Consider the following 25,407-nt stretch of genomic DNA (forward strand, 5'->3'; position numbering starts at 1 on the left):
CCTTACGCGGTGATGGGGCGGATGCGGGTGTTGCCGTAATCCAGCGTCTCGGCGACATATCCGGGCGGGATCAGCGTGGTGGCATTGTGCTGGTGCAGCAGCGCCGGGCCCTCGACCAGATCTCCCGCCCGCAACTTGGTTCGGTCATAGCGCGGGGTGTCCAGCGTGCGGCCATCGTCAAAGGTGGTGGGGCGGGTGAACATCAGCGCATGTGCGATGCCCGATCCGTCCGTGCGGGCGATTTTCGGAATATCGACCCGCCGCACCGAGGCAGAGCCGATGGCGCGCAGGGTAATCAGTTCGACCTCGGCCTCGCGGTAGCTGTAGCCGTAATCAGTCTGGTGGCGGTCGTGGAAGCTGTCGGAAATCACATGGCGGTTCTCGGCCGTGATCTCGCCCTCGGGCAGGGTGGCGCGCAGCTCGAACCCCTGACCATGATAGCGGCATTCCGCGATCACGGTGATCTGTTGCGCCGTTCGCGCGATGCCGTCGCTGTCCAGCTCCTCTTGCACGCGGGAGCGCAGGCTTTGGGTCGCGGCATTGATGCGGGCCAGATCGGCGGCCCCGGCCTTGCCCAACTCTACAATCACCGCTTCGGTATGTTCATATTGCAGGTCGGTTTTCAGCAGGCCGACCGCGGCGGTGATGCCGGGGGCGACCGGCACGATTACATCCTTGCAGGCCATCGCCTCGGCCAGCGCGACCCCGTGCAGGGGGCCAGCCCCGCCAAAGGGCATGATGGAAAACGCCCGCGGATCAACCCCGCGCGCCACCGAATTGGACCGGATCGCCAGCGCCATGTTGTTGTTGATGATCTTGATGATCCCAAGTGCCGCATCGGTCACACTCAGCCCCAGCGGCTTTGCGATCTTTTCCTCGACCGCGCGGAAGGACAGGGCGGCATCCAGCTTCAGATCGCCGCCAAGCGCCATGTCCGGGTCCAGCCGACCCAGTACGATCTGGGCGTCGGTGACGGTGGGTTCGGTGCCGCCCCGGCCATAGCAGGCCGGTCCCGGTTCCGATCCGGCAGAGCGCGGGCCGACGTGAAAGGCCCCGGCCTCGTCGATAAAGGCAACCGATCCGCCGCCCGCGCCGATGGTGACAAGATCGATCATCGGGGTCAGCACCGGATGGCCGCCGACAAAGGTGTCGCGAGGGTTCATGATCTTGACCACGCCGCCGGGGATGGTCGAAATATCGGCCGAGGTGCCGCCGATATCGACGGTGATGATGTTCGGCTCATCGGCCATCACGCCTTCGGATGCGCCGCCGATCACACCGCCCGCAGGCCCCGACATCAGGATGCGCACCGGACGGCGCGCGCAGGCATCGACGGTCGACACGCCGCCATTCGATTGCATGATCCGCAGACGGGACGTCACACCCGCCTCGCGCAGGCGGGCATCCAGATCGCGCAGGTAAAAGGCGGTTTTCGGCCCGACATAGGAATTCATCGCGGCTGTGGAAAACCGTTCATATTCACGCATCACATTCGCCACCTCGGACGACAGCGTGATGTAGGCGTCCGGCATTTCCTCCAGCACGATGTCGCGCGCCCGTTTTTCATGAGCGTCGTTCAGAAAGGCGAACATGAAGCCGATGACGATCGACTTGATCCCGCGCTTGCGAAACAGGGCGCAGGCGGCGCGGACCGCGTCTTCGTCCAGCGGCGTTTCGATCCGCCCGTCGGGCGGCAGTATGCGTTCGGCCACCGCCACCCGGTTGCGGCGCTTGACCAGCGGCTGGCTTTGCCACGGCACATCGAAATGCAATGAGAAGTTATAGGGCCGCTTGTGCCGCCCGATGTGCAGGATGTCGCGGAAGCCTTGGGTGGTGATCATCCCGCAATCGGAACCGTTGTGTTCGATGGTGATATTGGTTGCGGTGGTGGTGCCATGCACGATGGTCTCGACATCAGAGGGCGCGATCCCGGCCATCTGACAGATCCCCTGCACGCCTTGCACCACGCCGATGGACTGGTTTTTGAGGGTGGTTGGCACCTTGTGGTAGAACACGCCCTTTGCGCATTCCAGAACAAGGTCGGTGTTCGTGCCGCCCACATCGACGCCAATTCTGGCCATGATTGCTCTCCTGTTGAACGTCCCGGCGCTTTTGGCCGTGGAAAGAGGGGCGGGCCGCACGGGGGCGGCCCGTCGCCGGGGTCAGGCTGCGGCTTTGGCCGCGAGACCGTTGATATAGCTGAGACATTCCTCGACCGTCTGGACGTCGCCAAACTTGGCGTCGATGTCGAACAGGTTCCATGCCACAGCGCCCGGCACGCGGTCGCCGATACATTCGCGGACCGCGATCGGGCGGAAGCCATCGGCGATGCCGTCACAGACCGTCTGGCGCACACAGGCGCAGGCGGTCACGCCGGTCACAAGGATGGTATCCACGTTGTTGGCGCGCAGGATGCCGCCCAGTTCGGTGCCATGAAACGCCGAGGCGCGTTTTTTCAGCAGCGTGTATTCGCCCGGAACCGGGGCGATGCGGCTGTCGATGGCCCACAGATCCTTGTCTTTCAGGTTCACGACATCAATCGGGATCTTGTTGTGCCACAGGCCCATGTCGGTGAAATCGGCGTTGCGGTCGGTGATTTCATAGGCGGTGGTGACATGGATCACCGGCAGGCCTGCAGCACGGAACGCCTTGAGCAGCTTTTGCATGCCCGGAATGATCTCGCCGTCCATCTTTTCCTGATCGCAGGTGAACGGGTTGCCCGGGCGGGTCCAGGCATTGGCCAGATCGACACTGACAAGAGCGGGGCGCTTGCCAAAGCCCACGCGGCGTTGGAACCCGCGTTCCTGATACAGCTTTGACGCGGTGTCAAAAGCCTGTTGCAGCAGACGGTCCAGTTCCTTGGCGTCAACATCACTCATTTTTGTTCTCCATTGATGCAGAAAATGACGGGCGCCGACCTGAAGTCCTTGCCCAATATCGAAAGCGATGACACCAAGATGCCGCATAAAATCCGCTTGGAGAAATGGCATGTTCGCAAGTATTGATGCGCGATATGCATTACTGATCGGGGCGGGATATGGCGCGATTTGCCGGGGTGGAACATGTGCAGTCCTTTCTGGTGCTGGCCGAAGAGCTGAACTTTCGCCGCGCGGCGGACCGGTTGAACCTTGACCAATCCGCGCTCAGCCGCCGGATTCAGAAATTGGAACATGCGCTGGGGTTTCGCCTGTTGGAACGCACCACGCGCGATGTGGCGCTGACTCAGGCGGGGCGACGGTTTTACGATGACAACGCCCATCTGGTGCAGCGCTATGACGATACGGTCGTTGCTGCGCGCCGCATTGCCGAGGGCAAGGCCGGCACTCTGCGGCTGGCCTATATGGCCTTTGCCGCGACCGAGGCGATGCCGCAGGCGGTGGCGCGCTTTCGCACCGCCCACCCCCATGTCGAAGTGGCGCTGCGCTATATCCGCACCCAAGGGCAAAAGATCGCGCTGGCACAGGATGAGGTGGATGTGGGGTATATGATCGGACCGTTTGATCATCCCGATTACTACAGTCTGCCGCTGACCTCGGAGCCGCTGTATGTGGTGGCGCCGCGCAACCACGACCTGTTGCGCCGCCCGACGATCACCCCGGTCGATCTGGCCGATCAGGATCTAATCCTTGGCGATATGCGCGAATGGGATGAATACCGCTGGCGGCTGGATGATCTGTTCAGCGCCGAGGGCGTGAAGCTTCGGGTCACGCTGGAGGCGTCAAATACGCTGGCGCTGATCGGTCTGGTTGCGGCGGGGCTGGGTGTGACGATCTATCCCGAAAGCCTGATCGGCTTTCTGGGCCGCACGGTCGAGGTGCGCCAGATCATGCATCCGCAGTTTCGGTCCCGCACGGTTCTGGTGTGGAAACGCAGCAATCAAAGCCCGCAATTGCGCGCCTTTGTGGCGGTGGCGCGCAACCTGCCGCTGGGGTCTGCCTAGGGGGGCGGCGCGAATTCGTGGCGCAGGGCCGCGCCATGTTCATCGACGCCCGGCACCACCGCAGGCAGGGAATCGCGCGCATCGGAAAACCGCAAACCCCGGTCCATCAGATCCACCGGTCCGCTTGCCGTGGCCACGCGGGTGCGGCGGGCCTGTGGATGGTCTGCCAGATCGGCCAGATCCGACAGTCGCCCGCAGGCGATGCCCGACCGGTTCAAAAGCGCAATGGCCTGATCGCGGGGCAGGGCGGCCATCACCGGGGCAATCAGCGCGTCGATCTGGTCGCGATGCGCCACCCGCGCGACATTGGTGGCAAAGCGCGGGTCTTGGCTAAGGTCCGCCCGGCCCAGAATGCCCGCGGCAAAGCTGACCCATTCGCGGTCGCTTTGCACCGACAGCAGAACCGCGCGGCCATCGGCACAGACAAAGGCGCCATAAGGCGCGATGCTGGGGTGCTGCACCCCCATCCGCGCCGGGGCCATCCCGCCGTAATGCGATTGCAGATAGGGCACGTTCATCCAGTCCGCCATCGTCTGGAACAGCGATACCTCGACATGCCGTCCAATGCCGTTGCGCTCCCGCGCGATCAGCGATTGCAGGATGCCCGCAAAGGCGGTTTCCCCCGCCGCAATGTCACAAACTGAAATCCCCACCCGCGCCGGGCCTTGCGCGGTGCCGTTGATCGACAAAAGCCCGGACTCGGCCTGAATCAGCATGTCATAGGCCTTTTGGTCGCGATACGGCCCCTCCTCGCCATAGCCGGAGATCGAGACATAGATCAGCCCCGGATGTGCCGCGCACAAAGCGTCCCGGCCAAGCCCCAGACGATCCGCAGCACCGGGGGCAAGGTTTTGCACAAAGACATCCGCCCGGGCCGCCATCGCGCGCAACAGCGCCAGATCCTCGGCACGGCGCAGGTCCAGCGCGATGGATTCCTTGCCCCGGTTCAACCAGACGAAATAGGCGCTTTCCCCATGGACAAGCGTATCGTAGCGGCGGGCAAAATCGCCTTCGGGGCGTTCGACCTTGATGACCCGCGCCCCCGCCTCGGCCAGTCGCGACGTGGCAAGCGGGGCCGCCACCGCCTGTTCCAACGAAACCACCAGAATTCCGTCCAGATCGGCGGTCATGCGGGTGCCCCGTAGCTTTTGGGCAGGCCCAGCACCTGTTCGGCGATGTAGCACAGGATCAGGTTGGTGCTGATCGGGGCCACCTGATATAGCCGCGCCTCGCGGAATTTGCGTTCCACGTCATATTCTTCGGCAAAGCCAAAGCCGCCATGGGTCTGCACACAGGCCTCGGCGGCCTCCCAACTGGCATCGGCGGCCAGCATTTTGGCGGTATTGGCCTCGACCCCCGGATTGTGGCCCGCGTCATACAGGGCCGCGGCGCGGTAGACGATGGCCTCGGCGGCGATCATATGGGCATAGGCGCGGGCCAGCGGGAATTGCACCCCCTGATTGCGCCCGATCGGGGCGCCAAAGACCACCCGCTCCTTGGCATAGGTCGAGGCCTTGTCGATGAACCATTTCGCATCGCCGATACATTCGGCGGCAATCAAGATGCGTTCGGAATTCATCCCCGACAGGATATAGCGAAAGCCCTTGCCCTCGTCGCCGATCAGGGCGGTGGCGGGGATCCGCAGGTTGTCAAAGAAAACCTCGGTGGTGGCGTGGTTCATCATGGTGCGGATCGGGCGAATGTCGATGCCATTGCCGATCTTGCCGCGCAGGTCGATCAGGAACACCGACAACCCATCGGTGCGCGTCTGCGCCTCCTCGCGGGGGGTGGTGCGTGCCAGCAGGATCATCAGGTCGGAATGTTCGGCCCGCGAGGTCCAGATCTTCTGGCCGTTGATGACATACTCATCCCCCTCGCGCCGGGCAAAGGTCTTGAGCGCCAGCGTGTCGGTGCCGGAACTCGGCTCTGTCACGCCAAAGGCCTGAAGCCGCAACGACCCATCGGCGATGCCCGGCAGGTATTGGCGTTTCTGGTCCTCGCTGCCATGGCGCAGCAAGGTGCCCATCGTATACATCTGCGCATGGCAGGCGGCGGCATTGCAGCCCTGACGGTGGATTTCCTCAAGCACCACCGCCGCCGCCGACAGGCTCAACCCCGACCCGCCATAGGCCTCGGGGATCATCGCGCCAAGCCATCCTTCGCGGATCAAAGCGTTGACGAAATCTGTCGGATAGGCGCGGCGGCTGTCCAGATCGCGCCAGTAGCTGCCGGGAAACCCGGCACAGACCCGCGCCACACCGTCGCGGATTGCGTCAAATTCGACCGTTGGATTAAATGCATTCATCGCCGAAGGGCTCCTTTTGCGTGGTGCCATTGGTGACAGGTTTGCTGGCGAAATTGAAATAGTGACGCAGACTTTCAGCTATGTGCTGCGCGTATGGGAGGTGAATCGGTGGTCGCATCGGCCTTTGCCCCTGCCGCAGCACCGCTGCCGCGCCGCGCGCAACCCCTTGGCGTCAGGGATCTATTCGCAATAATGCAACTATTAATCAATGTGTTACATGGCTCCGCCGTCCCGGTATGGCGCGGCGGAACGGGCTGGGGCCACGCGCCTTGCCCGTGGGGCGGTGGGGCAAGGCGTGGGCGCGATCCGCCGGGACCGCAGCCACCGCCGATTCGGACGCTGCGCTGCGGCATGCGGCGCGGGCGCGCAGTATTCAAGTGCATACAATTTACGAATCTCGTGCGTTTCCAGACGGATTTCGTGCCCCTCTCCGTTGACCCCGGTGGGGGAGCAGAGTAAACGAGTTCGCAAGAGTGCAAGCGGATCGCCAGCATCCGCAGCTCGCAGTCGCCAGCCGAAGGAGCATCTCGTGGACGCACTTCTCCGAGAGTATTTTCCAATCATCGTTTTACTCGCACTTGCGATTGGGCTGGGGCTTGTTTTGCTTCTGGCTGCCGCAGTGCTTGCGGTGCGAAATCCCGATCCTGAAAAGGTGTCGGCCTATGAATGCGGGTTCAACGCGTTCGATGATGCTCGGATGAAATTTGACGTGCGGTTTTACCTCGTGTCGATCCTGTTCATCATCTTTGACCTTGAGGTCGCGTTCCTGTTCCCTTGGGCGGTTGCCTTTGGAGAAATCAGTATGACTGCGTTCTGGTCGATGATCGTGTTCCTTGGCGTGCTGACTGTGGGCTTTGCCTATGAATGGAAGAAGGGGGCCTTGGAATGGGAGTGATGGCAGGAGCCAACACGGCAGGCGGTGATATGGATGTCGCTACCCAAGCCCTGAACCGCGATTTGCAGGACAAGGGGTTTTTGCTGACCTCGACCGAAGATATCATCAATTGGGCGCGCATCGGGTCGCTGCACTGGATGACCTTTGGTCTGGCTTGCTGTGCGGTCGAGATGATGCACACCTCGATGCCGCGCTATGACGTGGAGCGCTTTGGCTTTGCGCCGCGCGCTTCCCCGCGCCAGTCTGACGTGATGATCGTTGCGGGTACGCTGACCAACAAGATGGCCCCGGCGCTGCGCAAGGTTTACGACCAGATGCCGGAACCGCGCTATGTGATCAGCATGGGATCGTGCGCCAATGGCGGCGGCTATTACCACTACAGCTATTCGGTGGTGCGTGGCTGTGACCGGATCGTGCCGGTCGATATCTACGTTCCGGGCTGCCCCCCGACCGCTGAGGCGCTTTTGTATGGCATCTTGCAGTTGCAGCGGAAGATCCGCCGCACAGGCACCCTGACCCGCTGAGGAGAAACGACATGTCCGAAGCCCAGATATCGGAAGCCTTGCAAGAGCTTGCCGCCCATATCGAGATGAAGCGGCCCAATGATGTGCTGTCCAGCCGGATCGCTTTTGGCGAACTGACGCTGGAGGTGGTCGCCAGCCATATCGCTGATTTCAGCGATTTTTTGCGTGTCGATGCGGGCTGCCGGTTTTCGTCGTTGGTGGATATTACTGCGGTTGATCACCCGACCCGCGAGCGTCGCTTCGATGTGGTCTATCATTTCCTGTCGATGTATCAAAACCACCGCATCCGCATCAAGATCGCGGTGGGGGAACAGGACATGGTGCCGTCACTGGTTGATGTGTACCCTAGTGCCAACTGGTTTGAACGCGAAGTGTTCGACATGTTCGGCATCCTGTTTTCCGGCCACCCTGACCTGCGCCGCATCCTGACCGATTACGGTTTCCGCGGCCATCCGCTGCGCAAGGATTTCCCCACCACCGGCTACACCGAAGTGCGCTACGATGAGGCGCAAAAGCGCGTGGTCTATGAGCCGGTCAATCTGGTGCAGGAATACCGGCAGTTTGATTTCATGTCGCCATGGGAAGGCGCGCAATACGTGCTGCCCGGTGACGACAAGGCGGGGGCACCGCGCAAGTCTGCCGAGGGGGGCAAATAGGTGTCTGCACCTGTGCCAAACCACCTCTTTTGCGTTGGTGCGCAAAAGGCAGGGACCACTTGGCTTTACGACTATTTTTCCGCGCATCCGCAGGTGCATGTTCCGCCAGTGAAGGAAATGCACTATTTCAACGTGTTGCATGATCCCAATCAGGCAGGATTCTATCATGCGCGACGCAATGCCGTGCAAAGCATGCTCGAAACGGCAGGTGATGGGGCGGAAAATCGGGGCGCGCAACCGGGAGATCCGGTGTCGCTTAATACGGTGCTTGACCTTGTAAAGATGCACGAATCCAAAGAGTCAGACCACGCCGCTTACCGTCGGTTTATGGTGAAGGACGCCGGGGCGTCGCCTTGGGTGGCCGATATCACGCCAGCCTATTGCACCTTGGGGCCAGGGGTTATGACCTCGATGCTTCAGGCTTTCCCCGGTGCCAAAATGATCTACATTCTGCGCGATCCGGTCAGCCGTCTGTGGTCCCAGGTGCAGATGGAACTGCGCAGGCGCAGGGCCAGTGGTCAGGTTCAGTATACCGCAGAGATGCTGATTTCCTCACTGCTTGAGGGGCATGAAGATCATATGCTCGCGCGGAGCAATTATCCTGGCACTTTGTTTGCGCTTGGGCATTTGCCCAAGGATCGTGTCAAATACATGTTTTACGAGACTTTGTTCTCGGATAACGCCATGCTGGAACTGTGTAATTTCCTGAATATCGGCTTCAAGCCGGGAGATTACAGCCGCCGTGTCAGGGCCGGAGTCGAGGCAAAAATGACGGAAGACCAAATAATGATCTTTCGCTGGCTGCTGGCTTCGGTTTATCGACGCGTCTACGATGCGTTTGGCAACGCGGTGCCACGCGGTTGGGATTTGTCAGCAATGGATGCAAAGCGTCCGAGTTTTCTTGATGTGTCGAAAATCGGGCCTCACGTCATGAGCAAGGCAGGATAATATGGACGGCGATATCCGCAAGAACACCTATGACGACGGTTCGACCGACTTTGAGACGGGCGAGCAGAAAATCCGCAATTTTAACATCAACTTCGGCCCGCAACACCCTGCGGCCCATGGCGTTTTGCGCTTGGTGCTGGAGCTTGACGGCGAGATTGTCGAACGCTGCGATCCGCATATTGGCCTGCTGCACCGTGGCACCGAAAAGCTGATGGAAAGCCGCACCTATCTGCAAAACCTGCCCTATTTCGACCGGCTCGACTATGTGGCGCCGATGAATCAGGAACATGCATGGTGTTTGGCGATAGAACGGCTGACCGGAACAGTGGTTCCGCGCCGTGCATCGCTGATCCGGGTGCTTTATTCCGAGATTGGTCGGGTGCTGAACCACCTGCTGAACGTGACCACGCAAGCCATGGACGTGGGGGCGCTGACGCCGCCGCTCTGGGGTTTTGAGGAACGTGAAAAGCTGATGGTGTTCTATGAGCGGGCCTGTGGTGCCCGCCTGCACGCCGCCTATTTTCGCCCCGGTGGCGTTCACGTTGATCTGCCCGACCGGCTGGTGGAAGATATCGACCAATGGGCGGTGGAATTCCCGCGTGTTCTGGATGACATCGACACACTTCTGACCGAAAACCGCATTTTCAAGCAGCGCAATGCCGACATCGGTATCGTGACAGAGGAAGATATCCTGACATGGGGCTACTCTGGTGTCATGGTGCGCGGCTCTGGTCTGGCATGGGATTTGCGCCGCAGCCAACCTTATGAATGCTATGACGAATTTGACTTCAAGATTCCGATTGGCAAGAACGGCGACTGCTATGACCGCTATCTGTGCCGCATGCAGGAAATGCGCGAGTCGACCAGCATCATCCGGCAGGCCTGCGCGAAACTGCGGGTGGAAAAGGGCGATGTGCTGGCCCGTGGCAAGATCACGCCGCCCAAGCGTGGCGAGATGAAGACCAGCATGGAAGCCTTGATCCACCATTTCAAACTTTACACCGAAGGGTTCCACGTGCCCGCTGGTGAGGTTTACGCATCGGTTGAGGCTCCCAAGGGTGAATTCGGCGTCTATCTGATGGCCGACGGTACCAACAAACCCTACCGCGCCAAGATCCGCGCGCCGGGATTTCTGCACCTGCAATCCATGGATTATATCTGCAAGGGGCATCAGCTTGCTGACGTCTCTGCCATCATCGGCACGATGGACGTCGTGTTCGGGGAGATCGACCGCTAATGCTGCGCCGCCTTCACAAAGACCAGCCTGCCTCGTTTGAATTCACGCCCGCAAACCTTGCTTGGGCGCAGGGGCAGATTTCCAAATACCCCGAGGGGCGGCAGGCCTCTGCCATCATCCCGCTTTTGTGGCGCGCTCAGGAACAGCATGGCTGGCTGACGCGTCCGGCGATTGAATATGTGGCGGGTATGCTGGGTATGGCCTATATCCGCGCGCTGGAAGTGGCGACATTCTACTTCATGTTCCAGCTGCAACCGGTTGGGTCAATTGCCAATATCCAAATATGCGGCACAACGTCGTGCATGATCTGCGGTGCCGAAGACCTGATTGCGGTGTGTCAGGAACTGATTGCCAAGCAGCCACATACAGTGTCGTCAGATGGCAAATTCTCGTGGGAAGAGGTCGAATGTCTGGGTGCGTGCAGCAATGCGCCGATGGCCCAGATCGGCAAGGATTACTACGAAGATTTGACGCCTGAAAAGCTGCGCGACCTGATCGCGCGGTTCAGCGCTGGCGAAGTGCCGGTTCCCGGCCCGCAAAACGGGCGTTACGCGTCCGAGCCGCTGACCGGGCTGACCTCGCTCAAAGACCATGAGGCGGGGCGCAAACCCTATAACGCCAGCGCGCAGCTTGCGGTGGATATCGGCGAGACGGTCAAGCGGATTGATGGCACCGAAGTGCCGCTGACCACGCCATGGCTGGGCAAACCGAAAGCGCCGAAAAGTGGTGCCAAGTTCAGCGAACCCAAACCGGGTGCGGGCCGTCCGGCGGATGATACTGGCGTGACGGTGCAGGAAGCGCCAGCGCAGTCAAAGGGCAAGCCAGTGTCAAAGGATGACCCGGCAAGCACCCCAGCCGAAGCCAGCGCTGTGGCATCCGAAGCGGTGAAGCCCAAGGGGTTGACAGCTGCGCGCGGTGGGGCCGCTGACAACCTCAAAGAAATTGAGGGCATTGGCCCTGTGCTGGAAAAGCTGTGCCACGAGCTTGGCTTTTTCCACTTTGACCAGATTGCTGGCTGGTCCGGGGCAGATATCGCCTGGATGGACCAGAATCTGAAAGGGTTCCGTGGCCGTGTGACCCGCGACAAATGGGTGCCACAGGCCAAGATCATCGTGACCGAAGGGCTGGAGGCATTCCGCATCCGGGCCAAGACCAACGACTACTAAGGGGCTTGAATGAACCGGCCAGACCCAGACCACGCACGCAAACTGGCGCTTCAGGCCCGGCTTGTGGCATTCGTTCTGGCCGGGACCATGCTGCTTTGGATTGGCGTGCAATATCTGGGCGGACAACGGGGCTGGGATGCCCGCTATGTCTTTCTGTTCGACTTTGCCGCAATTGCCGCGTTCATCTGGGCGCTGGTTGTGACGTATCAGATCTGGCGCTCGCGTCGGGGATAAGGAAAAGACGATGCTCAAGGATCAGGACCGCATCTTTACCAACCTTTACGGGATGCATGACCGCAGCCTTGCCGGGGCGAAAAAGCGTGGTCATTGGGATGGCACGGCTGCGATCATCGCACGCGGCCGCGATACGCTTATCGAACAGATGAAGGCATCGGGCTTGCGCGGGCGCGGCGGGGCGGGGTTCCCGACCGGCCTCAAGTGGTCGTTCATGCCAAAGCAGTCCGATGGGCGTCCGGCATATCTTGTGATCAACGCTGACGAGTCCGAGCCGGGCACCTGCAAAGACCGCGAAATCATGCGTCACGATCCGCATACGCTTATCGAGGGTGCGCTGATCGCGGCTTTTGCGATGAATGCCAACGCTTGCTACATCTACATTCGCGGGGAATACATCCGCGAGAAAGAGGCGCTGCAAGCCGCGATAGACGAATGCTATGACGCGGGCCTGCTGGGCAAGAACGCCGCAAAATCGGGCTGGGATTTTGACCTTTACCTCCACCATGGGGCCGGGGCCTATATCTGTGGCGAGGAAACCGCGCTGCTGGAAAGCCTTGAGGGCAAGAAGGGCATGCCGCGGATGAAGCCGCCGTTCCCGGCTGGCGCTGGCCTGTATGGTTGCCCAACAACCGTGAACAATGTGGAATCTATTGCCGTTGTGCCGACCATTCTACGCCGTGGGCCGGAGTGGTTTGCGAGCTTTGGTCGCCCAAACAACGCAGGCACCAAGCTGTTCGCCATATCGGGCCATGTGAACGCGCCTTGCGTGGTCGAAGAATCAATGTCGATCCCGCTGAAAGAGCTGCTGGATCGTCATTGCGGCGGTGTGCGCGGCGGCTGGAAGAACATCAAGGCGGTGATCCCCGGTGGGTCTTCGGTGCCGATGCTGAACGCGGCGCAGTGCGATGATGCGATCATGGATTTCGACTGGCTGCGCGAGCAGCGCTCGGGTCTTGGGACGGCGGCTGTCATCGTGATGGATCAGTCCACCGATGTGATCAAGGCGATCTGGCGGCTGTCAAAGTTCTATAAGCACGAGTCTTGTGGCCAGTGTACGCCCTGCCGTGAAGGCACCGGCTGGATGATGCGGGTGATGGACCGTCTGGTGCGTGGTGAGGCCGAGGTAGAGGAAATCGACATGCTGTTGTCGGTGACCAAGCAGGTTGAGGGCCACACGATCTGCGCTCTTGGCGATGCCGCGGCCTGGCCGATCCAAGGCCTGGTCCGCCATTTCCGCGATGAGATCGAAGACCGGATCAAGGCCAAGAAGACCGGGCGCATCAGCGCGGTTGCGGCTGAGTGATGGGCAAGAGCGCCGCCCTTTCCCTGACGCTGGCGCTTGGCGCTTGTGTGCAACCAGCCCCGCAAGGTGCTGGTCAGGGTGCGGCTGCGCCGTCTGTTGCCCCGTTGCGGGTGACCAACAATGGCCAACCCTTCCGCCAGTATGATGGGGCCGCCGCGCGCCGGGTGGCCGATGCCACCTATGCCGCGCAGGGCCGCCGCCTGCGCCCAGGTGTCTATGACCGGTTTGAGGCGGGTACATGGGTTTATGTCGGGGGGTGCGTCTGATGCGCTATCCGATAACAGCCCAAGTTTGCGTGAACACCCGGTCTTGTCATCGCCTATCAGCGCAAACAGCGCCTATCTCCTTGGCATGGAATGCCAAGGAGGCCCTGATGAAACTGATCCCGATGACACTTGCCGCCCTGATGCTTGCCGTGCCCGCCTTTGCGCTGGTGCCGATCAATCAGGAAAAGCGGATCAACGACACGCTGCGCAGCGGGTTTATTGCCGATGCGATTGCGGACAATTGCCCGACGATGCAGCCGCGCAAGTTGCGCGCGCTGAACGAACTTTTGAAGCTGCGCGATTATGCTTTGTCGCAGGGCTATAGCGCTGCCGAAGTGCGGGCCTTTGTGGAAAGCAAGTCTGAAAAAGCGCGTGGGCGCGCCGAAGCTGCGGCTTGGCTGGCGTCCAAAGGGGCGGTTCCGGGCAAGGCTGACGCTTATTGCGCGGCGGGCACGGAAGAGATCGCGCGCGGCAGTCTTGTCGGCGCATTGCTGAGGGTAACACGGTGACCTTGGCGCACATATTCAGCCGGGCAGTGCGCTGCCCGGCCCAGAACACGGCTCAGAACACGGCGCGGGGGCGGCTGTCCGTCCCTTTTGCCACGATGGCTGCGGAGTAAGCAGATGACGAACCTGAAGAAGATCAGCATTGATGGCATCGAAGTCGAGGTTGATGGCGCTATGACCATCATTCAGGCGGCCGAGGTGGCAGGCGTGGAAATCCCGCGCTTTTGCTATCACGAGCGCCTGACAATCGCGGGCAACTGCCGGATGTGTCTGGTTGAAGTGGTCGGCGGCCCGCCCAAACCGGCGGCAAGCTGTGCCATGCAGGTTCGTGATCTGCGTCCCGGTCCGAATGGCGAAGCGCCCTTGGTGAAAACCAACAGCCCGATGGTCAAGAAGGCCCGCGAAGGCGTGATGGAGTTTTTGCTGATCAACCACCCGCTGGATTGCCCGATCTGTGATCAGGGCGGCGAGTGTGACTTGCAGGATCAGGCGATGGCTTACGGCGTTGATTTCAGCCGCTACCGCGAACCAAAGCGCGCGTCCGAGGATCTGAACCTTGGCCCATTGGTCGCCACCACCATGACGCGCTGCATTTCCTGCACCCGCTGCGTGCGCTTCACCTCGGAAGTTGCGGGCATCACCCAGATGGGCCAGACCGGGCGCGGCGAAGACAGTGAGATCACCAGCTACCTGAATGAGACGCTGAACTCGAACCTTCAGGGCAATATCATTGACCTGTGCCCGGTGGGCGCGCTGACAAGCAAACCCTATGCCTTTACCGCGCGGCCGTGGGAGCTGACGAAAACCGAATCCATCGATGTGATGGATGCTTTGGGGTCCAACATCCGTATCGATACCAAGGGGCGCGAAGTCATGCGCATCCTGCCGCGCAACCATGATGGCGTGAACGAGGAATGGATTTCCGACAAAACCCGGTTCATCTGGGATGGTCTGCGCCGCCAGCGGCTGGACACGCCCTATATCCGCGAGAATGGCAAGCTGCGCAAAGCGGGCTGGGGTGAGGCTTTGGCCGTCGCTGCGGCCGCGATGAAGGGCAAGACCGTTGCGGCTATCGTCGGCGATCTGGCCCCGGTTGAGGCTGTGTTCAGCCTCAAAACGTTGGTCGAAGGCCTTGGTGGCCGCATTGAATGCCGCACCGATGGGGCAAAGCTGCCCGCTGGCAACCGCTCGGCCTATGTTGGCACGGCGGCGATTGAAGATATTGACACGGCCAAGACGATCATCCTGATCGGGACCAATCCGCGCGACGAGGCTCCGGTACTGAACGCCCGTATCCGCAAGGCATGGGCGAAGGGCGCGAATATCACGCTGATCGGGCAGGCGGCAGATCTGACCTATGACCACAGCCACGCGGGCAATGACCGTGCGGCCTTGGTCAAGGCGACCGCTGACGCGGCAGAGACGGCGAATGCGATCGTGATCGTTGGCCAGGGTGCCTTGAACGAAGCCGATGGTGAGGCGGTTCTGTCTCAGGCGATGAAACTGGCCGAGGTGATGGGGGCCAAGTTTCTGGTGCTGCACACTGCCGCTGCGCGTGTCGGCGCCATGGATGTTGGCGCTGTGACCGATGGCGGCATGTCTGCCGCGATGGATGGCGCGCAGGTGGTCTATAACCTTGGCGCGGATGAGGTGGATATCGCAGCTGGCCCGTTCGTGATTTATCAGGGCAGCCACGGCGACCGTGGCGCGCACCGGGCCGACCTGATCTTGCCGGGTGCCGCCTATACCGAGGAAAATGGCCTGTTCGTCAACACCGAGGGCCGTCCGCAACTGGCGATGCGCGCGGGCTTTGCGCCGGGTGAAGCCAAGGAAAACTGGGCTATTCTGCGCGCCTTGTCAGCAGAACTGGGGGCAACCTTTCCGTGGGATTCACTGGCCGCCCTGCGCCGTGCACTGGTCGCGGCTCATCCGCATCTGGGGCAGATTGATGATCTGGCCGACAATGGCTGGACCCCGCTTGCGCTGCGCGACCCGGCAAAGGCAACCTTCCGCCCCGTGGTCCCCGATTTCTACCTGACCAACCCGATTGCGCGGTCGTCGCAGGTGATGGCGGAACTGTCCGCCATGGCCCGAGCGCGGGCGGCCACACCTTTGGCGGCGGAGTAGCCGATGCCCCACGCGCCCGTTCTTGCCAGCCTGACCGCCGCTTTCGTGGCGCTGTCGGCTTGTGCCGAGACTGGGGCCGTGTCACAGGGCGACTTCGTGCCATCGTATCAGGGCATTCAGACCGTGCTGTTGCAAGACGACATGGTCAGCTTCCGCGTCGCCCTTCAGGGTGGGCGCGGAAATGATGATGTTGAAGCATATGGCCGCTGTGCGGCTGCACAATACGCGCTGATCCGTGGATTTGGGTTTGCGCGCCATGTGCGGACCACAGTGGCGAAGACAGGAAATACCTGGCGGGGGGACGCGGTCTATCTGATCTCGGCCGCACTGCCACCCGGACTCCGCACGATCGACGCCGAAGTGACGGTGCGTGATTGTGGGGCGCTTGGGATACCGACGATTTGAAGATGAGAGGCTGAGAATGTCTGACTTTCTGGCAACGCCAATGGGCACGTTGGTTCTGGTCGCGGCGCAAAGCCTGCTGATCGTGGGCTTCGTGATGATCAGCCTGTTGTTTCTGGTGTATGGCGACCGCAAGGTCTGGGCCGCGGTGCAGATGCGACGGGGGCCAAACGTTGTGGGGGCCTTTGGCCTGCTGCAATCGGTGGCCGATGCGCTGAAATATGTGGTCAAGGAAATCGTGGTGCCTGCGGGTGCTGACCGCCCGGTGTTCTTCCTCGCGCCCATGTTGTCTTTCGTGTTGGCGATGCTGGCCTGGGCGGTGATCCCGTTCAACGATGGCTGGATTTTGGCCGATATCAACGTGGCGATCCTGTTCGTGTTCGCGGTGTCTTCGCTTGAGGTTTACGGCGTGATCATGGGGGGGTGGGCGTCGAACTCCAAATACCCGTTCCTCGGCTCGCTGCGGTCCGCCGCGCAGATGATTTCCTATGAGGTGTCGCTGGGCCTGATCATCATTGGCATCATCATCTCGACCGGGTCGATGAACTTCTCGGCCATCGTCGCGGCGCAGGACGGGGCTTATGGCTTGTTCTCGTGGTACTGGCTGCCGCATCTGCCGATGGTGGTGTTGTTCTTCATCAGCGCACTTGCCGAAACCAACCGCCCGCCGTTTGACTTGCCGGAAGCGGAGTCCGAGCTGGTGGCCGGGTTCATGGTGGAATACTCCTCGACCCCATACCTGTTGTTCATGGCCGGAGAATACATCGCCATCTTCCTGATGTGCGCTCTGATGACGCTGTTGTTCTTTGGCGGCTGGCTGTCGCCCATTCCGGGGCTGCCTGATGGCTTCTTCTGGATGTTCATCAAAATGGCGTTCTTCTTCTTCCTGTTCGCCATGGTGAAAGCCATCGTGCCGCGCTATCGCTACGACCAACTGATGCGCATTGGCTGGAAAGTCTTCCTGCCGCTGAGCTTGGGTTGGGTTGTGCTGGTGGCATTCCTTGCGAAATTCGAAGTTCTGGGCGGCGCTTGGGCCCGCTGGACGATTGGGGGCTGATGATGGCTAACATCGACTGGAACCGCGCGACCCGGTATTTCCTGTTACAGGATTTTCTCAAGGGGTTTGCCCTGGGGATGAAGTACTTCTTCGCACCTAAGGCCACGCTGAACTATCCGCATGAAAAAGGGCCGCTGTCGCCACGATTCCGTGGCGAACACGCGCTACGCCGCTATCCCAATGGCGAAGAACGCTGCATCGCCTGCAAGCTGTGCGAGGCGGTATGCCCGGCCCAAGCCATTACCATCGATGCCGAACCGCGTGACGATGGCAGCAGGCGAACCACCCGCTATGACATCGACATGACCAAATGCATCTATTGCGGTTTTTGTCAGGAAGCCTGCCCAGTTGATGCCATAGTCGAAGGCCCGAACTTTGAGTTCAGCACAGAAACCCGCGAGGAGTTGTTCTATGACAAGGACAAACTGCTTGATAATGGCGCGCGTTGGGAGGCGGAAATTGCCCGCAATCTCGAACTCGACGCACCGTATCGGTGATGGCCATGAATGACGCTTACACCAAGATGCTGCAACAGATGATGGAAAGCGGGCAGGAAATGCTGCGCTCTTTCAATCCAGGGGCCGAGGGCATCAAGATGGGGGGGATGGAAAAGCTGTTCCCCACCATGCCAAAAGACATGATGGAGATGTGGTTCGGCAAGACCTTCAACCGCGAAGGGCTGGATGCCAAAACCCGCCTGCTGGTCACCATTGCCGCGCTGACCGTTCTGGGCGCGCAAGCCGAGCCGCAGTTGAAACTGTCGGTGCGCCATGCGCTTGCCGCCGGGGCCACACAGCGCGAAATCGCCGAGGTGATCTGGCAGATGAGCATGTTCGGCGGCCTGCCGGCCATGCAAAAAGCGCTGGAAATTGCGCAAAGCGTGTTTGCCGATACTGAGGGGACTGACGAATGACCGTCGCAGATTATGCCTTTTATGCCTTTGCGATCGTCGTGGTCGCGGCAGGTCTTATGGTCACCATCAGCCGCAACCCGGTGCATTCGGTGCTCTGGCTGATCCTTGCGTTCCTGTCGTCGGCCGGGCTGTTTGTGCTCTTGGGCGCCGAGTTTGTGGCGATGCTGTTGATCATCGTCTACGTCGGCGCGGTCGCGGTTCTGTTCCTGTTCGTGGTGATGATGCTCGACATCGACTTTGCCGCGCTCAAGGGCGAGATCGCGCGTTACATGCCGCTGGGTCTGCTGATCGGCGTGGTGCTGCTGATGCAGCTGTCGCTGGGCATTGGTGCTTGGGTTCAGGCCGAAGGCGCGATGGGCTTGCGTCAGGCGGTGGCACCCGCGATGGATCAGGTGGAAAACACCCGCGCACTGGGGCTGTTGATCTATGACAAGTATCTGCTTTTGTTTCAGCTTTCGGGTCTGATCCTGCTGGTCGCCATGATCGGTGCAATTTTGCTTACCCTGCGCCACCGCAAGGATGTAAAGCGCCAGAACGTGCTGCATCAGATGTGGCGCGATCCGGCCAAGGCGATGGAGCTGAAAGACGTAAAGCCGGGGCAAGGTCTCTAAGGCTTCAGAAATAGGGTAGGGCGGGGTTCACCCCGCCTCTGCGACAAAGACAAAACGGGGCAAAGACCCGGAGGGACTTGAGAATGGTTGGTCTGGAACATTACCTGACAGTCGCGGCGGCTTTGTTCGTCATCGGCATTTTCGGCATCTTCCTGAACCGGAAGAATGTCATCGTCATCCTGATGTCGATTGAACTTATGCTTCTGGCGGTGAACATCAACATGGTCGCGTTTTCCAGCCATCTGGGCGATCTGGTGGGGCAGGTGTTCACTATGTTCATCCTGACCGTTGCGGCGGCCGAGGCGGCGATTGGGCTTGCGATACTGGTGGTGTTCTTCCGCAACCGTGGAACGATCGACGTTGAAGACGTCAACGTGATGAAAGGCTGAACCCATGGCAACGATCATTCTTCTGGCGCCCCTTGTTGGCGCGCTGATCTGCGGCTTTGGCTGGCGCATCATTGGCGAACGTGCCGGGCAGATCATCACCACCGGCTTGGTGTTTCTGGCGGCATTCCTTTCATGGATCATCTTTCTGACCTTTGACGGTGAGACCTACCGCGTGGTGCTGTTGCGCTGGATCGAATCTGGCACGCTGGGCAGTGAATGGGGCATCCGGGTTGACCGGTTGACCGCGATCATGCTGGTCGTCGTGAACTCGGTGTCGGCCTTGGTGCATCTGTATTCGTTCGGCTATATGGCGCATGACGACAACTGGGGCCATCACGAGCATTACCGTGCACGGTTCTTTGCCTATCTGTCGTTCTTTACCTTTGCCATGCTGATGCTGGTCACCTCTGACAACCTTGTTCAGATGTTCTTTGGTTGGGAAGGCGTGGGCGTGGCCTCATACCTGCTGATCGGGTTCTACTATAAAAAGCCAAGCGCCAATGCGGCCGCGATCAAGGCGTTCGTGGTCAACCGCGTGGGTGACTTCGGCTTTGCCCTTGGCATTTTCGCGCTGTTCTACCTGACCGACTCGATCCGCTTTGATGAGGTGTTTGCCGCCGCTCCGGCCCTGGCAGAAACCAGCGTCCGGTTCCTGTGGGCCGACTGGAACGCGGCCAACCTGATTGGCGTGCTGCTGTTCATTGGCGCGATGGGGAAATCGGCGCAACTGTTCCTGCACACATGGCTGCCCGACGCGATGGAAGGCCCGACCCCGGTGTCGGCGCTGATCCACGCGGCCACCATGGTGACTGCCGGTGTGTTTCTGGTCTGCCGCATGTCGCCGGTCTATGAATATGCACCCTCGGCGATGACGATGATCACCGTGCTGGGGGCCGCGACGGCCTTTGTTGCAGCAACGATTGGTCTGGTGCAGAACGATATCAAGCGCGTGATCGCTTATTCCACCATGTCGCAGCTTGGCTATATGTTCGTGGCGGCGGGTGTGGGCGTCTATTCGGTGGCCATGTTCCACCTGTTCACACATGCGTTCTTCAAGGCGATGCTGTTTCTGGGCGCAGGCTCGGTGATCCACGCCACGCATCATGAGCAGGACATGCGCAACTATGGTGGGTTGCGCAAAAAAATCCCCTACACGTTTTGGGCGATGATGATCGGCACGCTGGCGATCACGGGTGTCGGCATTCCGCTGACCCATATTGGGTTCGCCGGGTTCCTGTCCAAGGATGCGGTGATTGAATCGGCCTTTGTTGGCAATCAAGGCGCGTTTTGGTTGCTGGTGGTCGCGGCAGGGATGACCAGTTTCTATTCCTGGCGTCTGATGTTCATGACCTTTTACGGCAAGAACCGCGCCGGTACGGTGGGGCATGGCCACGTACACGGTCACGATGACCACCCCCACGAGCCGCACGAAAGCCCGACCGTCATGCTGATCCCGCTGGGGGTGCTGGCGCTTGGCGCGGCGTTCTCGGGGATGATCTGGTACAGCGTGTTCTTTGGCGATGAAGACAAGGTGCGCAACTGGTTCGGTCTGGATGCTGCACATCACGAGACACAGGCAGAGGCCGCCCCGGTGGCAGGAGCCGTCGTAGCGTCCCAAGCCGCAGAAGGTGCTGCCGAAGGCGCCGCAGAAGCTGAACCCGCGCATCAGGCCGCTGTGGCACCGAAAGGCGCCATCTTTATCGGGCCGGAAAACACCGTGCTGCATGACGCGCATTATGTGCCAACATGGGTCAAGGTCAGCCCCTTTGTTGCCATGGTGCTTGGCTTTGCGCTGTCGTGGTTGTTCTACATCAAGAACCCGTCGCTGCCGGGGCGACTGGCGGCCAACCAGCGCCCGCTTTACCTTTTCCTGTTGAACAAATGGTATTTCGACGAGCTGTATGACTGGACAATCGTGCGCCCCGCCAAGTGGCTGGGGGGCTTCCTTTGGAAAAAGGGCGATGGGGCTGTTATTGACGGGTCCATCAACGGCGTGGCGATGGGGATTATTCCCATGTTGACCCGCCTCGCCGGTCGGGCGCAGTCCGGCTATGTTTTTCACTATGCCTTCGCCATGGTCCTTGGGGTTGTTGCCCTGATCACCTGGCTCACGCTGTCTGGCGCGCAGTAAGGGGGCGAAAGAGTATCCATGGACAACCTGCTTTCCATCATCACCTTCATTCCCGCAGTGGCTGCCGTCATCATGGCGCTGTTCCTGCGTGGCGATGACGTCGCTGCCCAGAACAACGCCAAGTGGCTGGCGCTGCTGGCCACATCGGCAACGTTCCTTGTCTCGCTGTTCATTTTGGCTGGGTTCGATCCGGGCAACACCAGCATGCAGTTCGTTGAAGAATACGACTGGATCCTTGGCCTGAAATACAAGATGGGGGTCGATGGTATCTCGGTCCTGTTTGTGATGCTGACCACGTTCCTGATGCCGATCACCATCGCGTCGTGCTGGACAGTGGAAACCCGCGTCAAGGAATACATGATCGCGTTTCTGATGCTGGAAACGCTGATGCTGGGCGTGTTCTGCGCGTTGGATCTGGTGCTGTTCTACCTGTTCTTTGAGGCCGGGCTGATCCCGATGTTCCTGATCATCGGGATCTGGGGCGGCAAAGAGCGGATCTATGCCGCGTTCAAGTTCTTCCTGTATACCTTCCTTGGCTCTGTCCTGATGCTGGTCGCGATGATCGCTATGTATTGGGATGCGGGCACGACGGATATTCCAACGCTGCTGACCCATGATTTTGCGTCCGAGACATTCTCGGTGCTGGGGATTACGGTGGTCGGCGGATTGCAGACCATGCTGTTTCTGGCGTTCTTTGCCAGCTTTGCGGTCAAGATGCCGATGTGGCCGGTGCACACATGGTTGCCGGATGCGCACGTGCAGGCCCCCACCGCAGGGTCGGTGGTGCTTGCTGCGATCTTGCTGAAAATGGGCGGCTACGGCTTTTTGCGCTTCAGCCTGCCGATGTTCCCGGTGGGGTCGGATGTGCTGGCGCCCGTTGTGTTGTGGATGTCGGCGATTGCCATCGTCTACACCTCGCTTGTGGCCCTTGCGCAGCAGGATATGAAAAAGCTGATCGCTTATTCGTCGGTGGCCCATATGGGCTATGTGACGATGGGGATTTTTGCCGCCAACCAGCAGGGCATTGACGGCGCGATTTTCCAGATGATCAGCCACGGCTTTATCTCGGGCGCGTTGTTCCTGTGTGTGGGCGTGATCTATGACCGCATGCACACTCGGGACATTGACGCCTATGGCGGTCTGGTGAACCGGATGCCGGCCTATGCGATGATCTTCATGTTCTTCACCATGGCCAACGTGGGCCTGCCGGGCACCTCTGGCTTTGTGGGCGAATTCCTTGTGCTGGTCGGCGTTTTCCAGGTGAACACATGGGTCGCTGCCGTGGCCACCTCGGGTGTGATCCTGTCGGCGGCGTATGCTTTGTGGCTCTATCGCCGCGTGGTGATGGGAGAGCTGATCAAAGAGGCGCTCAAGTCGATCACCGACATGACCCGCCGCGAAAAGGCAATCTTTGCGCCCTTGGTGTTCATGACCCTGCTTCTGGGCGTCTATCCGTCGCTGGTCACCGATATCATCGGCCCCAGCGTCACCGCTCTTGTGACCGATTATCAGGCCGCGATCCCCGTCTTGGGTGATACGCAACTGGCCCAGCAGTAAAGGAAGCGGGAACCATGACCGCAGCTGATTTCAACACCATCCTGCCAGAGTTCATTCTGGCCACCTTTGCGCTTGGGGCGCTGATGTTCGGGGCATACGGGGGCAAGGACAAGACCGCTGCCACGCTGGTCTGGGCCACCTCTGGCCTGTTCTTCGCGCTTGCGCTCTACATCGGCTTTGGCGCCGCGGGCGAGCGTATGGCTTTTGGCGGGCTGTTCACTGACGACCCGTTTGCGCGCTTTGCCAAGGTGATCATCCTTGTGTCCGCGGCCTGCGTGATGCTGATGGCACAAGATTACATGCAGCGCCGTGACCTGTTGCGGTTTGAATTCCCGATCCTTGTGACGCTGGCCGTGATCGGCATGATGGTCATGGTGTCGGCAGGCGATCTGATGACGCTTTATATGGGGCTGGAGCTGCAATCTTTGTCGCTTTATGTCGTGGCCGCCATGCGCCGCGACAGCACCAAATCGTCGGAAGCCGGGCTGAAGTATTTCCTGCTGGGGGCGCTGTCGTCGGGCATGTTCCTCTATGGCGCATCGCTCGCCTATGGCTATGCGGGCACCACGCAATTTGCGGGCATCCTGTCCACGCTGGGCGGTGATACGCCGGTGGGTCTGACCATTGGTCTGGTGTTCATGCTGGCGGCCCTGTCGTTCAAGGTCTCGGCCGCGCCCTTCCACATGTGGACGCCGGATGTGTATGAAGGCTCGCCCACCCCGATCACCGCATTTTTTGCCACCGCGCCAAAGGTTGCGGCGATGGCCCTGATCGCGCGTCTGGTGCATGACGCCTTTGGCGGCATCCCTGCCGAATGGACGCAGGTTTTGGCAGCGCTTGCCGTGGTGTCGATGTTCCTTGGCGCGATTGCCGCGATCGGGCAGCGCGATATCAAGCGCCTGATGGCTTATTCCTCGATTGCCCACATGGGTTATGCACTGGTGGGTCTTGCCTCTGGGACAGCCCAGGGCGTACAGGCCATGCTGATCTATATGGCGATCTACGTCACGATGAACGTGGGCACCTTTGCGTTCATCTTGTCGATGGAACGCGATGGCCGCCCGATCACCGACATCCAGTCGCTCAACATGTTCTCGAAAAAAGAACCGCTCAAGGCCCTTGCCTTGCTGGTCCTCATGTTCAGCCTTGCCGGCGTGCCGCCAATGCTGGGCTTTTTCGGCAAGTTTTATGTGCTCAAGGCAGCGGTGGATGCAGGGATGGTCTGGCTTGCGATTGCGGGGGCTGTCGCATCGGTCATCGGTGCGTTCTATTATCTGCGCATCGTCTTCTTCATCTACTTTGGCAAAGAAGGCGAACCCGCCGACAGCAACATGGCCCCCGTGCAATGGGTGATGATGATCGGCGTGGCTGTGATCATGGTCCTGGGCATCGTCAACCTGTTCGGGCTGGAACCTGTCGCGGCGCTCGCCGCCGAAGCTCTTGTCCGATAGCACATGGCCAGACCGGGTAGGGCGCGTTGCCCTGCCTTTCGTTGACAGCACCAATGCCGAAGCCTTTCGCCGGGCCCCGCATCTGCCGGGGCCTGCGTGGATTCTGGCAGCCGAGCAGACCGCAGGCCGGGGCCGCCGCGCGCGACCCTGGGCCAGCCCTCGTGGCAACTTCTATGCAACCCATGTGATGCAGCCATCCGAGCCGCCGCAGACCATCGCCCTGCGCAGCTTCGTTGCAGCACTTGCACTGCATGATGCCCTGAGCGTGGCAACAGGCAGCCCGCAGGCCATCGCCCTCAAATGGCCCAATGATGTGCTTTTGTCGGGGGGCAAGGTCGCGGGTATTTTGCTGGAATGCCAGACCGCAGGGCAGGGCAGCCAAACCCTTGCGATTGGCATCGGCGTGAACCTGATTGGCCATCCAGACGCCGCTCAGGTCGAGCCGGGTGCCACGCCGCCCGTCTCTGTGCTCTCAGAGTCCGGTCAACGTCTCACGCCCGAGGGTTTCCTGGCCCTTCTCGCCCCGGCCTATGCCAGATGGGAAGCAGTCTTTATCGCTCAGGGTTTCGCCCCGATCCGCACCGCATGGTTGGGCCGCGCGGCCCGTCTGGGAGAGCCGATCCGCGCCCGGACGGGGACACATGACCGACAAGGCATCTTTGAAAGCATCGACGCCGATGGGAACCTGATCCTGCGCACGCCCCACACAACCCTTGCCATCCCCGCCGCCGAGGTGTTCTTTTGATCACCCGCGCCTTCATCTTGGCGAAACTACTCCACGGGGGT

General features: G+C 60.5%; 26 protein-coding genes. 22 read left to right on the forward strand and 4 right to left on the reverse strand.

The features are described 5' to 3' along the window. Positions 1–2 precede the first annotated feature (2 nt). Together Q8K08_RS19375 and Q8K08_RS19380 are read right to left on the reverse strand one after the other, a co-directional pair. The gene (locus tag Q8K08_RS19375; protein WP_305251378.1) at positions 3–2,081 is read right to left on the reverse strand and encodes a hydantoinase/oxoprolinase family protein; all 2,079 of its coding nucleotides are present in this window, start codon (positions 2,079–2,081) and stop codon (positions 3–5) included. Positions 2,082–2,162: 81 nt separating this feature from the next. Further along, complete coding sequence (locus Q8K08_RS19380) at positions 2,163–2,879, reverse strand: isochorismatase family protein (protein ID WP_304800861.1); 717 nt, start codon at positions 2,877–2,879, stop codon at positions 2,163–2,165. A 158-nt stretch (positions 2,880–3,037) separates the two neighbouring features. On the opposite strand from Q8K08_RS19380, the gene Q8K08_RS19385 reads away from it, so the two are divergent. Next, a complete protein-coding gene (locus tag Q8K08_RS19385; protein ID WP_305251380.1) occupies positions 3,038–3,940 on the forward strand; it encodes a LysR family transcriptional regulator in 903 nt (300 codons plus the stop codon). On the opposite strand, the gene Q8K08_RS19390 is transcribed toward Q8K08_RS19385, so the two are convergent. Together Q8K08_RS19390 and Q8K08_RS19395 are read right to left on the reverse strand one after the other, a co-directional pair. After that, positions 3,937–5,070: a CaiB/BaiF CoA-transferase family protein gene (locus tag Q8K08_RS19390; protein ID WP_305251381.1), complete on the reverse strand. Its 1,134-nt coding sequence runs from the start codon at positions 5,068–5,070 to the stop codon at positions 3,937–3,939. The genes Q8K08_RS19385 and Q8K08_RS19390 overlap by 4 nt on opposite strands. Further along, positions 5,067–6,245, reverse strand: a complete 1,179-nt coding sequence (locus Q8K08_RS19395) for an acyl-CoA dehydrogenase family protein (RefSeq protein WP_304800855.1) — start codon at positions 6,243–6,245, stop codon at positions 5,067–5,069. The genes Q8K08_RS19390 and Q8K08_RS19395 overlap by 4 nt, the downstream gene beginning before the upstream one ends. 529 nt (positions 6,246–6,774) lie before the next feature. Between Q8K08_RS19395 and Q8K08_RS19400 the strand changes: the two genes are divergently transcribed. The 21 genes from Q8K08_RS19400 to Q8K08_RS19500 all read left to right on the forward strand — a co-directional run bounded on the left by Q8K08_RS19400 (position 6,775) and on the right by Q8K08_RS19500 (position 25,366). After that, positions 6,775–7,140, forward strand: coding sequence for an NADH-quinone oxidoreductase subunit A (locus tag Q8K08_RS19400; protein WP_103333782.1), 366 nt, complete (start codon positions 6,775–6,777; stop codon positions 7,138–7,140). Further along, positions 7,131–7,664 (forward strand): NADH-quinone oxidoreductase subunit B family protein, encoded by a 534-nt coding sequence (locus Q8K08_RS19405; RefSeq protein WP_304800851.1) that lies wholly within the window; start codon positions 7,131–7,133, stop codon positions 7,662–7,664. The genes Q8K08_RS19400 and Q8K08_RS19405 overlap by 10 nt, the downstream gene beginning before the upstream one ends. Positions 7,665–7,690: 26 nt before the next feature. After that, positions 7,691–8,320 carry an NADH-quinone oxidoreductase subunit C gene (locus Q8K08_RS19410; RefSeq protein ID WP_304800867.1) on the forward strand — a complete coding sequence of 210 codons (630 nt, stop codon included), beginning with the start codon at positions 7,691–7,693 and terminating at the stop codon, positions 8,318–8,320. Beyond that, complete coding sequence (locus Q8K08_RS19415) at positions 8,321–9,268, forward strand: sulfotransferase (protein ID WP_305251384.1); 948 nt, start codon at positions 8,321–8,323, stop codon at positions 9,266–9,268. It begins immediately after the preceding gene. A gap of 1 nt (position 9,269) precedes the next feature. Continuing rightward, positions 9,270–10,505 (forward strand): NADH-quinone oxidoreductase subunit D, encoded by a 1,236-nt coding sequence (locus tag Q8K08_RS19420; protein WP_304800847.1) that lies wholly within the window; start codon positions 9,270–9,272, stop codon positions 10,503–10,505. Beyond that, positions 10,505–11,671, forward strand: coding sequence for an NADH-quinone oxidoreductase subunit E (locus Q8K08_RS19425; protein WP_305251386.1), 1,167 nt, complete (start codon positions 10,505–10,507; stop codon positions 11,669–11,671). The genes Q8K08_RS19420 and Q8K08_RS19425 overlap by 1 nt, the downstream gene beginning before the upstream one ends. Positions 11,672–11,680: 9 nt before the next feature. Continuing rightward, positions 11,681–11,905, forward strand: coding sequence for a DUF5337 domain-containing protein (locus Q8K08_RS19430; protein ID WP_305251388.1), 225 nt, complete (start codon positions 11,681–11,683; stop codon positions 11,903–11,905). 10 nt (positions 11,906–11,915) lie between these two features. After that, positions 11,916–13,211: an NADH-quinone oxidoreductase subunit NuoF gene (gene nuoF / locus Q8K08_RS19435; protein WP_305251390.1), complete on the forward strand. Its 1,296-nt coding sequence runs from the start codon at positions 11,916–11,918 to the stop codon at positions 13,209–13,211. Next, positions 13,211–13,477 carry a hypothetical protein gene (locus Q8K08_RS19440; protein WP_305251392.1) on the forward strand — a complete coding sequence of 89 codons (267 nt, stop codon included), beginning with the start codon at positions 13,211–13,213 and terminating at the stop codon, positions 13,475–13,477. Before nuoF ends, Q8K08_RS19440 begins: the two co-directional genes overlap by 1 nt. Positions 13,478–13,584: 107 nt before the next feature. Next, positions 13,585–13,986 (forward strand): DUF5333 domain-containing protein, encoded by a 402-nt coding sequence (locus tag Q8K08_RS19445; protein ID WP_304802477.1) that lies wholly within the window; start codon positions 13,585–13,587, stop codon positions 13,984–13,986. A 114-nt stretch (positions 13,987–14,100) separates the two neighbouring features. Beyond that, a complete protein-coding gene (nuoG, locus tag Q8K08_RS19450) occupies positions 14,101–16,110 on the forward strand; it encodes an NADH-quinone oxidoreductase subunit NuoG (protein ID WP_305251394.1) in 2,010 nt (669 codons plus the stop codon). A 3-nt stretch (positions 16,111–16,113) separates the two neighbouring features. Beyond that, positions 16,114–16,515 carry a hypothetical protein gene (locus Q8K08_RS19455; RefSeq protein WP_304797586.1) on the forward strand — a complete coding sequence of 134 codons (402 nt, stop codon included), beginning with the start codon at positions 16,114–16,116 and terminating at the stop codon, positions 16,513–16,515. 16 nt (positions 16,516–16,531) lie between these two features. After that, positions 16,532–17,569: an NADH-quinone oxidoreductase subunit NuoH gene (gene nuoH / locus Q8K08_RS19460; protein WP_304797584.1), complete on the forward strand. Its 1,038-nt coding sequence runs from the start codon at positions 16,532–16,534 to the stop codon at positions 17,567–17,569. A gap of 2 nt (positions 17,570–17,571) precedes the next feature. Beyond that, positions 17,572–18,066, forward strand: a complete 495-nt coding sequence (gene nuoI / locus Q8K08_RS19465; RefSeq protein ID WP_304797589.1) for an NADH-quinone oxidoreductase subunit NuoI — start codon at positions 17,572–17,574, stop codon at positions 18,064–18,066. Positions 18,067–18,071: 5 nt separating this feature from the next. Further along, on the forward strand, positions 18,072–18,482 hold the full coding sequence (locus Q8K08_RS19470) for a carboxymuconolactone decarboxylase family protein (protein WP_305251398.1): 411 nt from the start codon (positions 18,072–18,074) through the stop codon (positions 18,480–18,482). After that, positions 18,479–19,093: an NADH-quinone oxidoreductase subunit J gene (locus tag Q8K08_RS19475; RefSeq protein WP_118150873.1), complete on the forward strand. Its 615-nt coding sequence runs from the start codon at positions 18,479–18,481 to the stop codon at positions 19,091–19,093. The genes Q8K08_RS19470 and Q8K08_RS19475 overlap by 4 nt, the downstream gene beginning before the upstream one ends. An 83-nt stretch (positions 19,094–19,176) precedes the next feature. After that, positions 19,177–19,482, forward strand: coding sequence for an NADH-quinone oxidoreductase subunit NuoK (gene nuoK, locus Q8K08_RS19480; RefSeq protein ID WP_103333769.1), 306 nt, complete (start codon positions 19,177–19,179; stop codon positions 19,480–19,482). A 4-nt stretch (positions 19,483–19,486) separates the two neighbouring features. Then, on the forward strand, positions 19,487–21,613 hold the full coding sequence (nuoL, locus tag Q8K08_RS19485) for an NADH-quinone oxidoreductase subunit L (RefSeq protein ID WP_305251401.1): 2,127 nt from the start codon (positions 19,487–19,489) through the stop codon (positions 21,611–21,613). Positions 21,614–21,631: 18 nt separating this feature from the next. Beyond that, positions 21,632–23,170, forward strand: a complete 1,539-nt coding sequence (locus Q8K08_RS19490) for an NADH-quinone oxidoreductase subunit M (protein ID WP_305251402.1) — start codon at positions 21,632–21,634, stop codon at positions 23,168–23,170. A 14-nt stretch (positions 23,171–23,184) separates the two neighbouring features. Continuing rightward, entirely contained in the window at positions 23,185–24,621 is a 1,437-nt protein-coding gene (gene nuoN / locus Q8K08_RS19495) for an NADH-quinone oxidoreductase subunit NuoN (protein ID WP_305251404.1), read from the forward strand. Next, entirely contained in the window at positions 24,611–25,366 is a 756-nt protein-coding gene (locus tag Q8K08_RS19500; RefSeq protein ID WP_305251407.1) for a biotin--[acetyl-CoA-carboxylase] ligase, read from the forward strand. Before nuoN ends, Q8K08_RS19500 begins: the two co-directional genes overlap by 11 nt. The last annotated feature ends 41 nt before the right edge of the window (positions 25,367–25,407 follow it).

The sequence above is a fragment of the Pseudotabrizicola sp. genome (genome assembly GCF_030684215.1).
Lineage (GTDB): Bacteria > Pseudomonadota > Alphaproteobacteria > Rhodobacterales > Rhodobacteraceae > Pseudotabrizicola.

What these genes read in the sequence shown, in the direction of transcription:
- Q8K08_RS19380 (WP_304800861.1), bottom strand. Translation starts at nt 2,879, where the DNA reads ATGAGTGATGTTGACGCCAAGGAACTGGACCGTCTGCTGCAACAGGCT.
- nuoK (WP_103333769.1), top strand. Translation starts at nt 19,177, where the DNA reads ATGGTTGGTCTGGAACATTACCTGACAGTCGCGGCGGCTTTGTTCGTC.
- Q8K08_RS19425 (WP_305251386.1), top strand. Translation starts at nt 10,505, where the DNA reads ATGCTGCGCCGCCTTCACAAAGACCAGCCTGCCTCGTTTGAATTCACG.
- Q8K08_RS19455 (WP_304797586.1), top strand. Translation starts at nt 16,114, where the DNA reads ATGCCCCACGCGCCCGTTCTTGCCAGCCTGACCGCCGCTTTCGTGGCG.
- Q8K08_RS19375 (WP_305251378.1), bottom strand. Translation starts at nt 2,081, where the DNA reads ATGGCCAGAATTGGCGTCGATGTGGGCGGCACGAACACCGACCTTGTT.
- Q8K08_RS19470 (WP_305251398.1), top strand. Translation starts at nt 18,072, where the DNA reads ATGAATGACGCTTACACCAAGATGCTGCAACAGATGATGGAAAGCGGG.
- Q8K08_RS19420 (WP_304800847.1), top strand. Translation starts at nt 9,270, where the DNA reads ATGGACGGCGATATCCGCAAGAACACCTATGACGACGGTTCGACCGAC.
- Q8K08_RS19390 (WP_305251381.1), bottom strand. Translation starts at nt 5,070, where the DNA reads ATGACCGCCGATCTGGACGGAATTCTGGTGGTTTCGTTGGAACAGGCG.
- Q8K08_RS19405 (WP_304800851.1), top strand. Translation starts at nt 7,131, where the DNA reads ATGGGAGTGATGGCAGGAGCCAACACGGCAGGCGGTGATATGGATGTC.
- nuoF (WP_305251390.1), top strand. Translation starts at nt 11,916, where the DNA reads ATGCTCAAGGATCAGGACCGCATCTTTACCAACCTTTACGGGATGCAT.
- nuoH (WP_304797584.1), top strand. Translation starts at nt 16,532, where the DNA reads ATGTCTGACTTTCTGGCAACGCCAATGGGCACGTTGGTTCTGGTCGCG.
- Q8K08_RS19395 (WP_304800855.1), bottom strand. Translation starts at nt 6,245, where the DNA reads ATGAATGCATTTAATCCAACGGTCGAATTTGACGCAATCCGCGACGGT.
- Q8K08_RS19385 (WP_305251380.1), top strand. Translation starts at nt 3,038, where the DNA reads ATGGCGCGATTTGCCGGGGTGGAACATGTGCAGTCCTTTCTGGTGCTG.
- Q8K08_RS19475 (WP_118150873.1), top strand. Translation starts at nt 18,479, where the DNA reads ATGACCGTCGCAGATTATGCCTTTTATGCCTTTGCGATCGTCGTGGTC.
- nuoN (WP_305251404.1), top strand. Translation starts at nt 23,185, where the DNA reads ATGACCGCAGCTGATTTCAACACCATCCTGCCAGAGTTCATTCTGGCC.
- Q8K08_RS19445 (WP_304802477.1), top strand. Translation starts at nt 13,585, where the DNA reads ATGAAACTGATCCCGATGACACTTGCCGCCCTGATGCTTGCCGTGCCC.
- Q8K08_RS19440 (WP_305251392.1), top strand. Translation starts at nt 13,211, where the DNA reads ATGGGCAAGAGCGCCGCCCTTTCCCTGACGCTGGCGCTTGGCGCTTGT.
- Q8K08_RS19490 (WP_305251402.1), top strand. Translation starts at nt 21,632, where the DNA reads ATGGACAACCTGCTTTCCATCATCACCTTCATTCCCGCAGTGGCTGCC.
- nuoI (WP_304797589.1), top strand. Translation starts at nt 17,572, where the DNA reads ATGGCTAACATCGACTGGAACCGCGCGACCCGGTATTTCCTGTTACAG.
- nuoG (WP_305251394.1), top strand. Translation starts at nt 14,101, where the DNA reads ATGACGAACCTGAAGAAGATCAGCATTGATGGCATCGAAGTCGAGGTT.
- nuoL (WP_305251401.1), top strand. Translation starts at nt 19,487, where the DNA reads ATGGCAACGATCATTCTTCTGGCGCCCCTTGTTGGCGCGCTGATCTGC.
- Q8K08_RS19430 (WP_305251388.1), top strand. Translation starts at nt 11,681, where the DNA reads ATGAACCGGCCAGACCCAGACCACGCACGCAAACTGGCGCTTCAGGCC.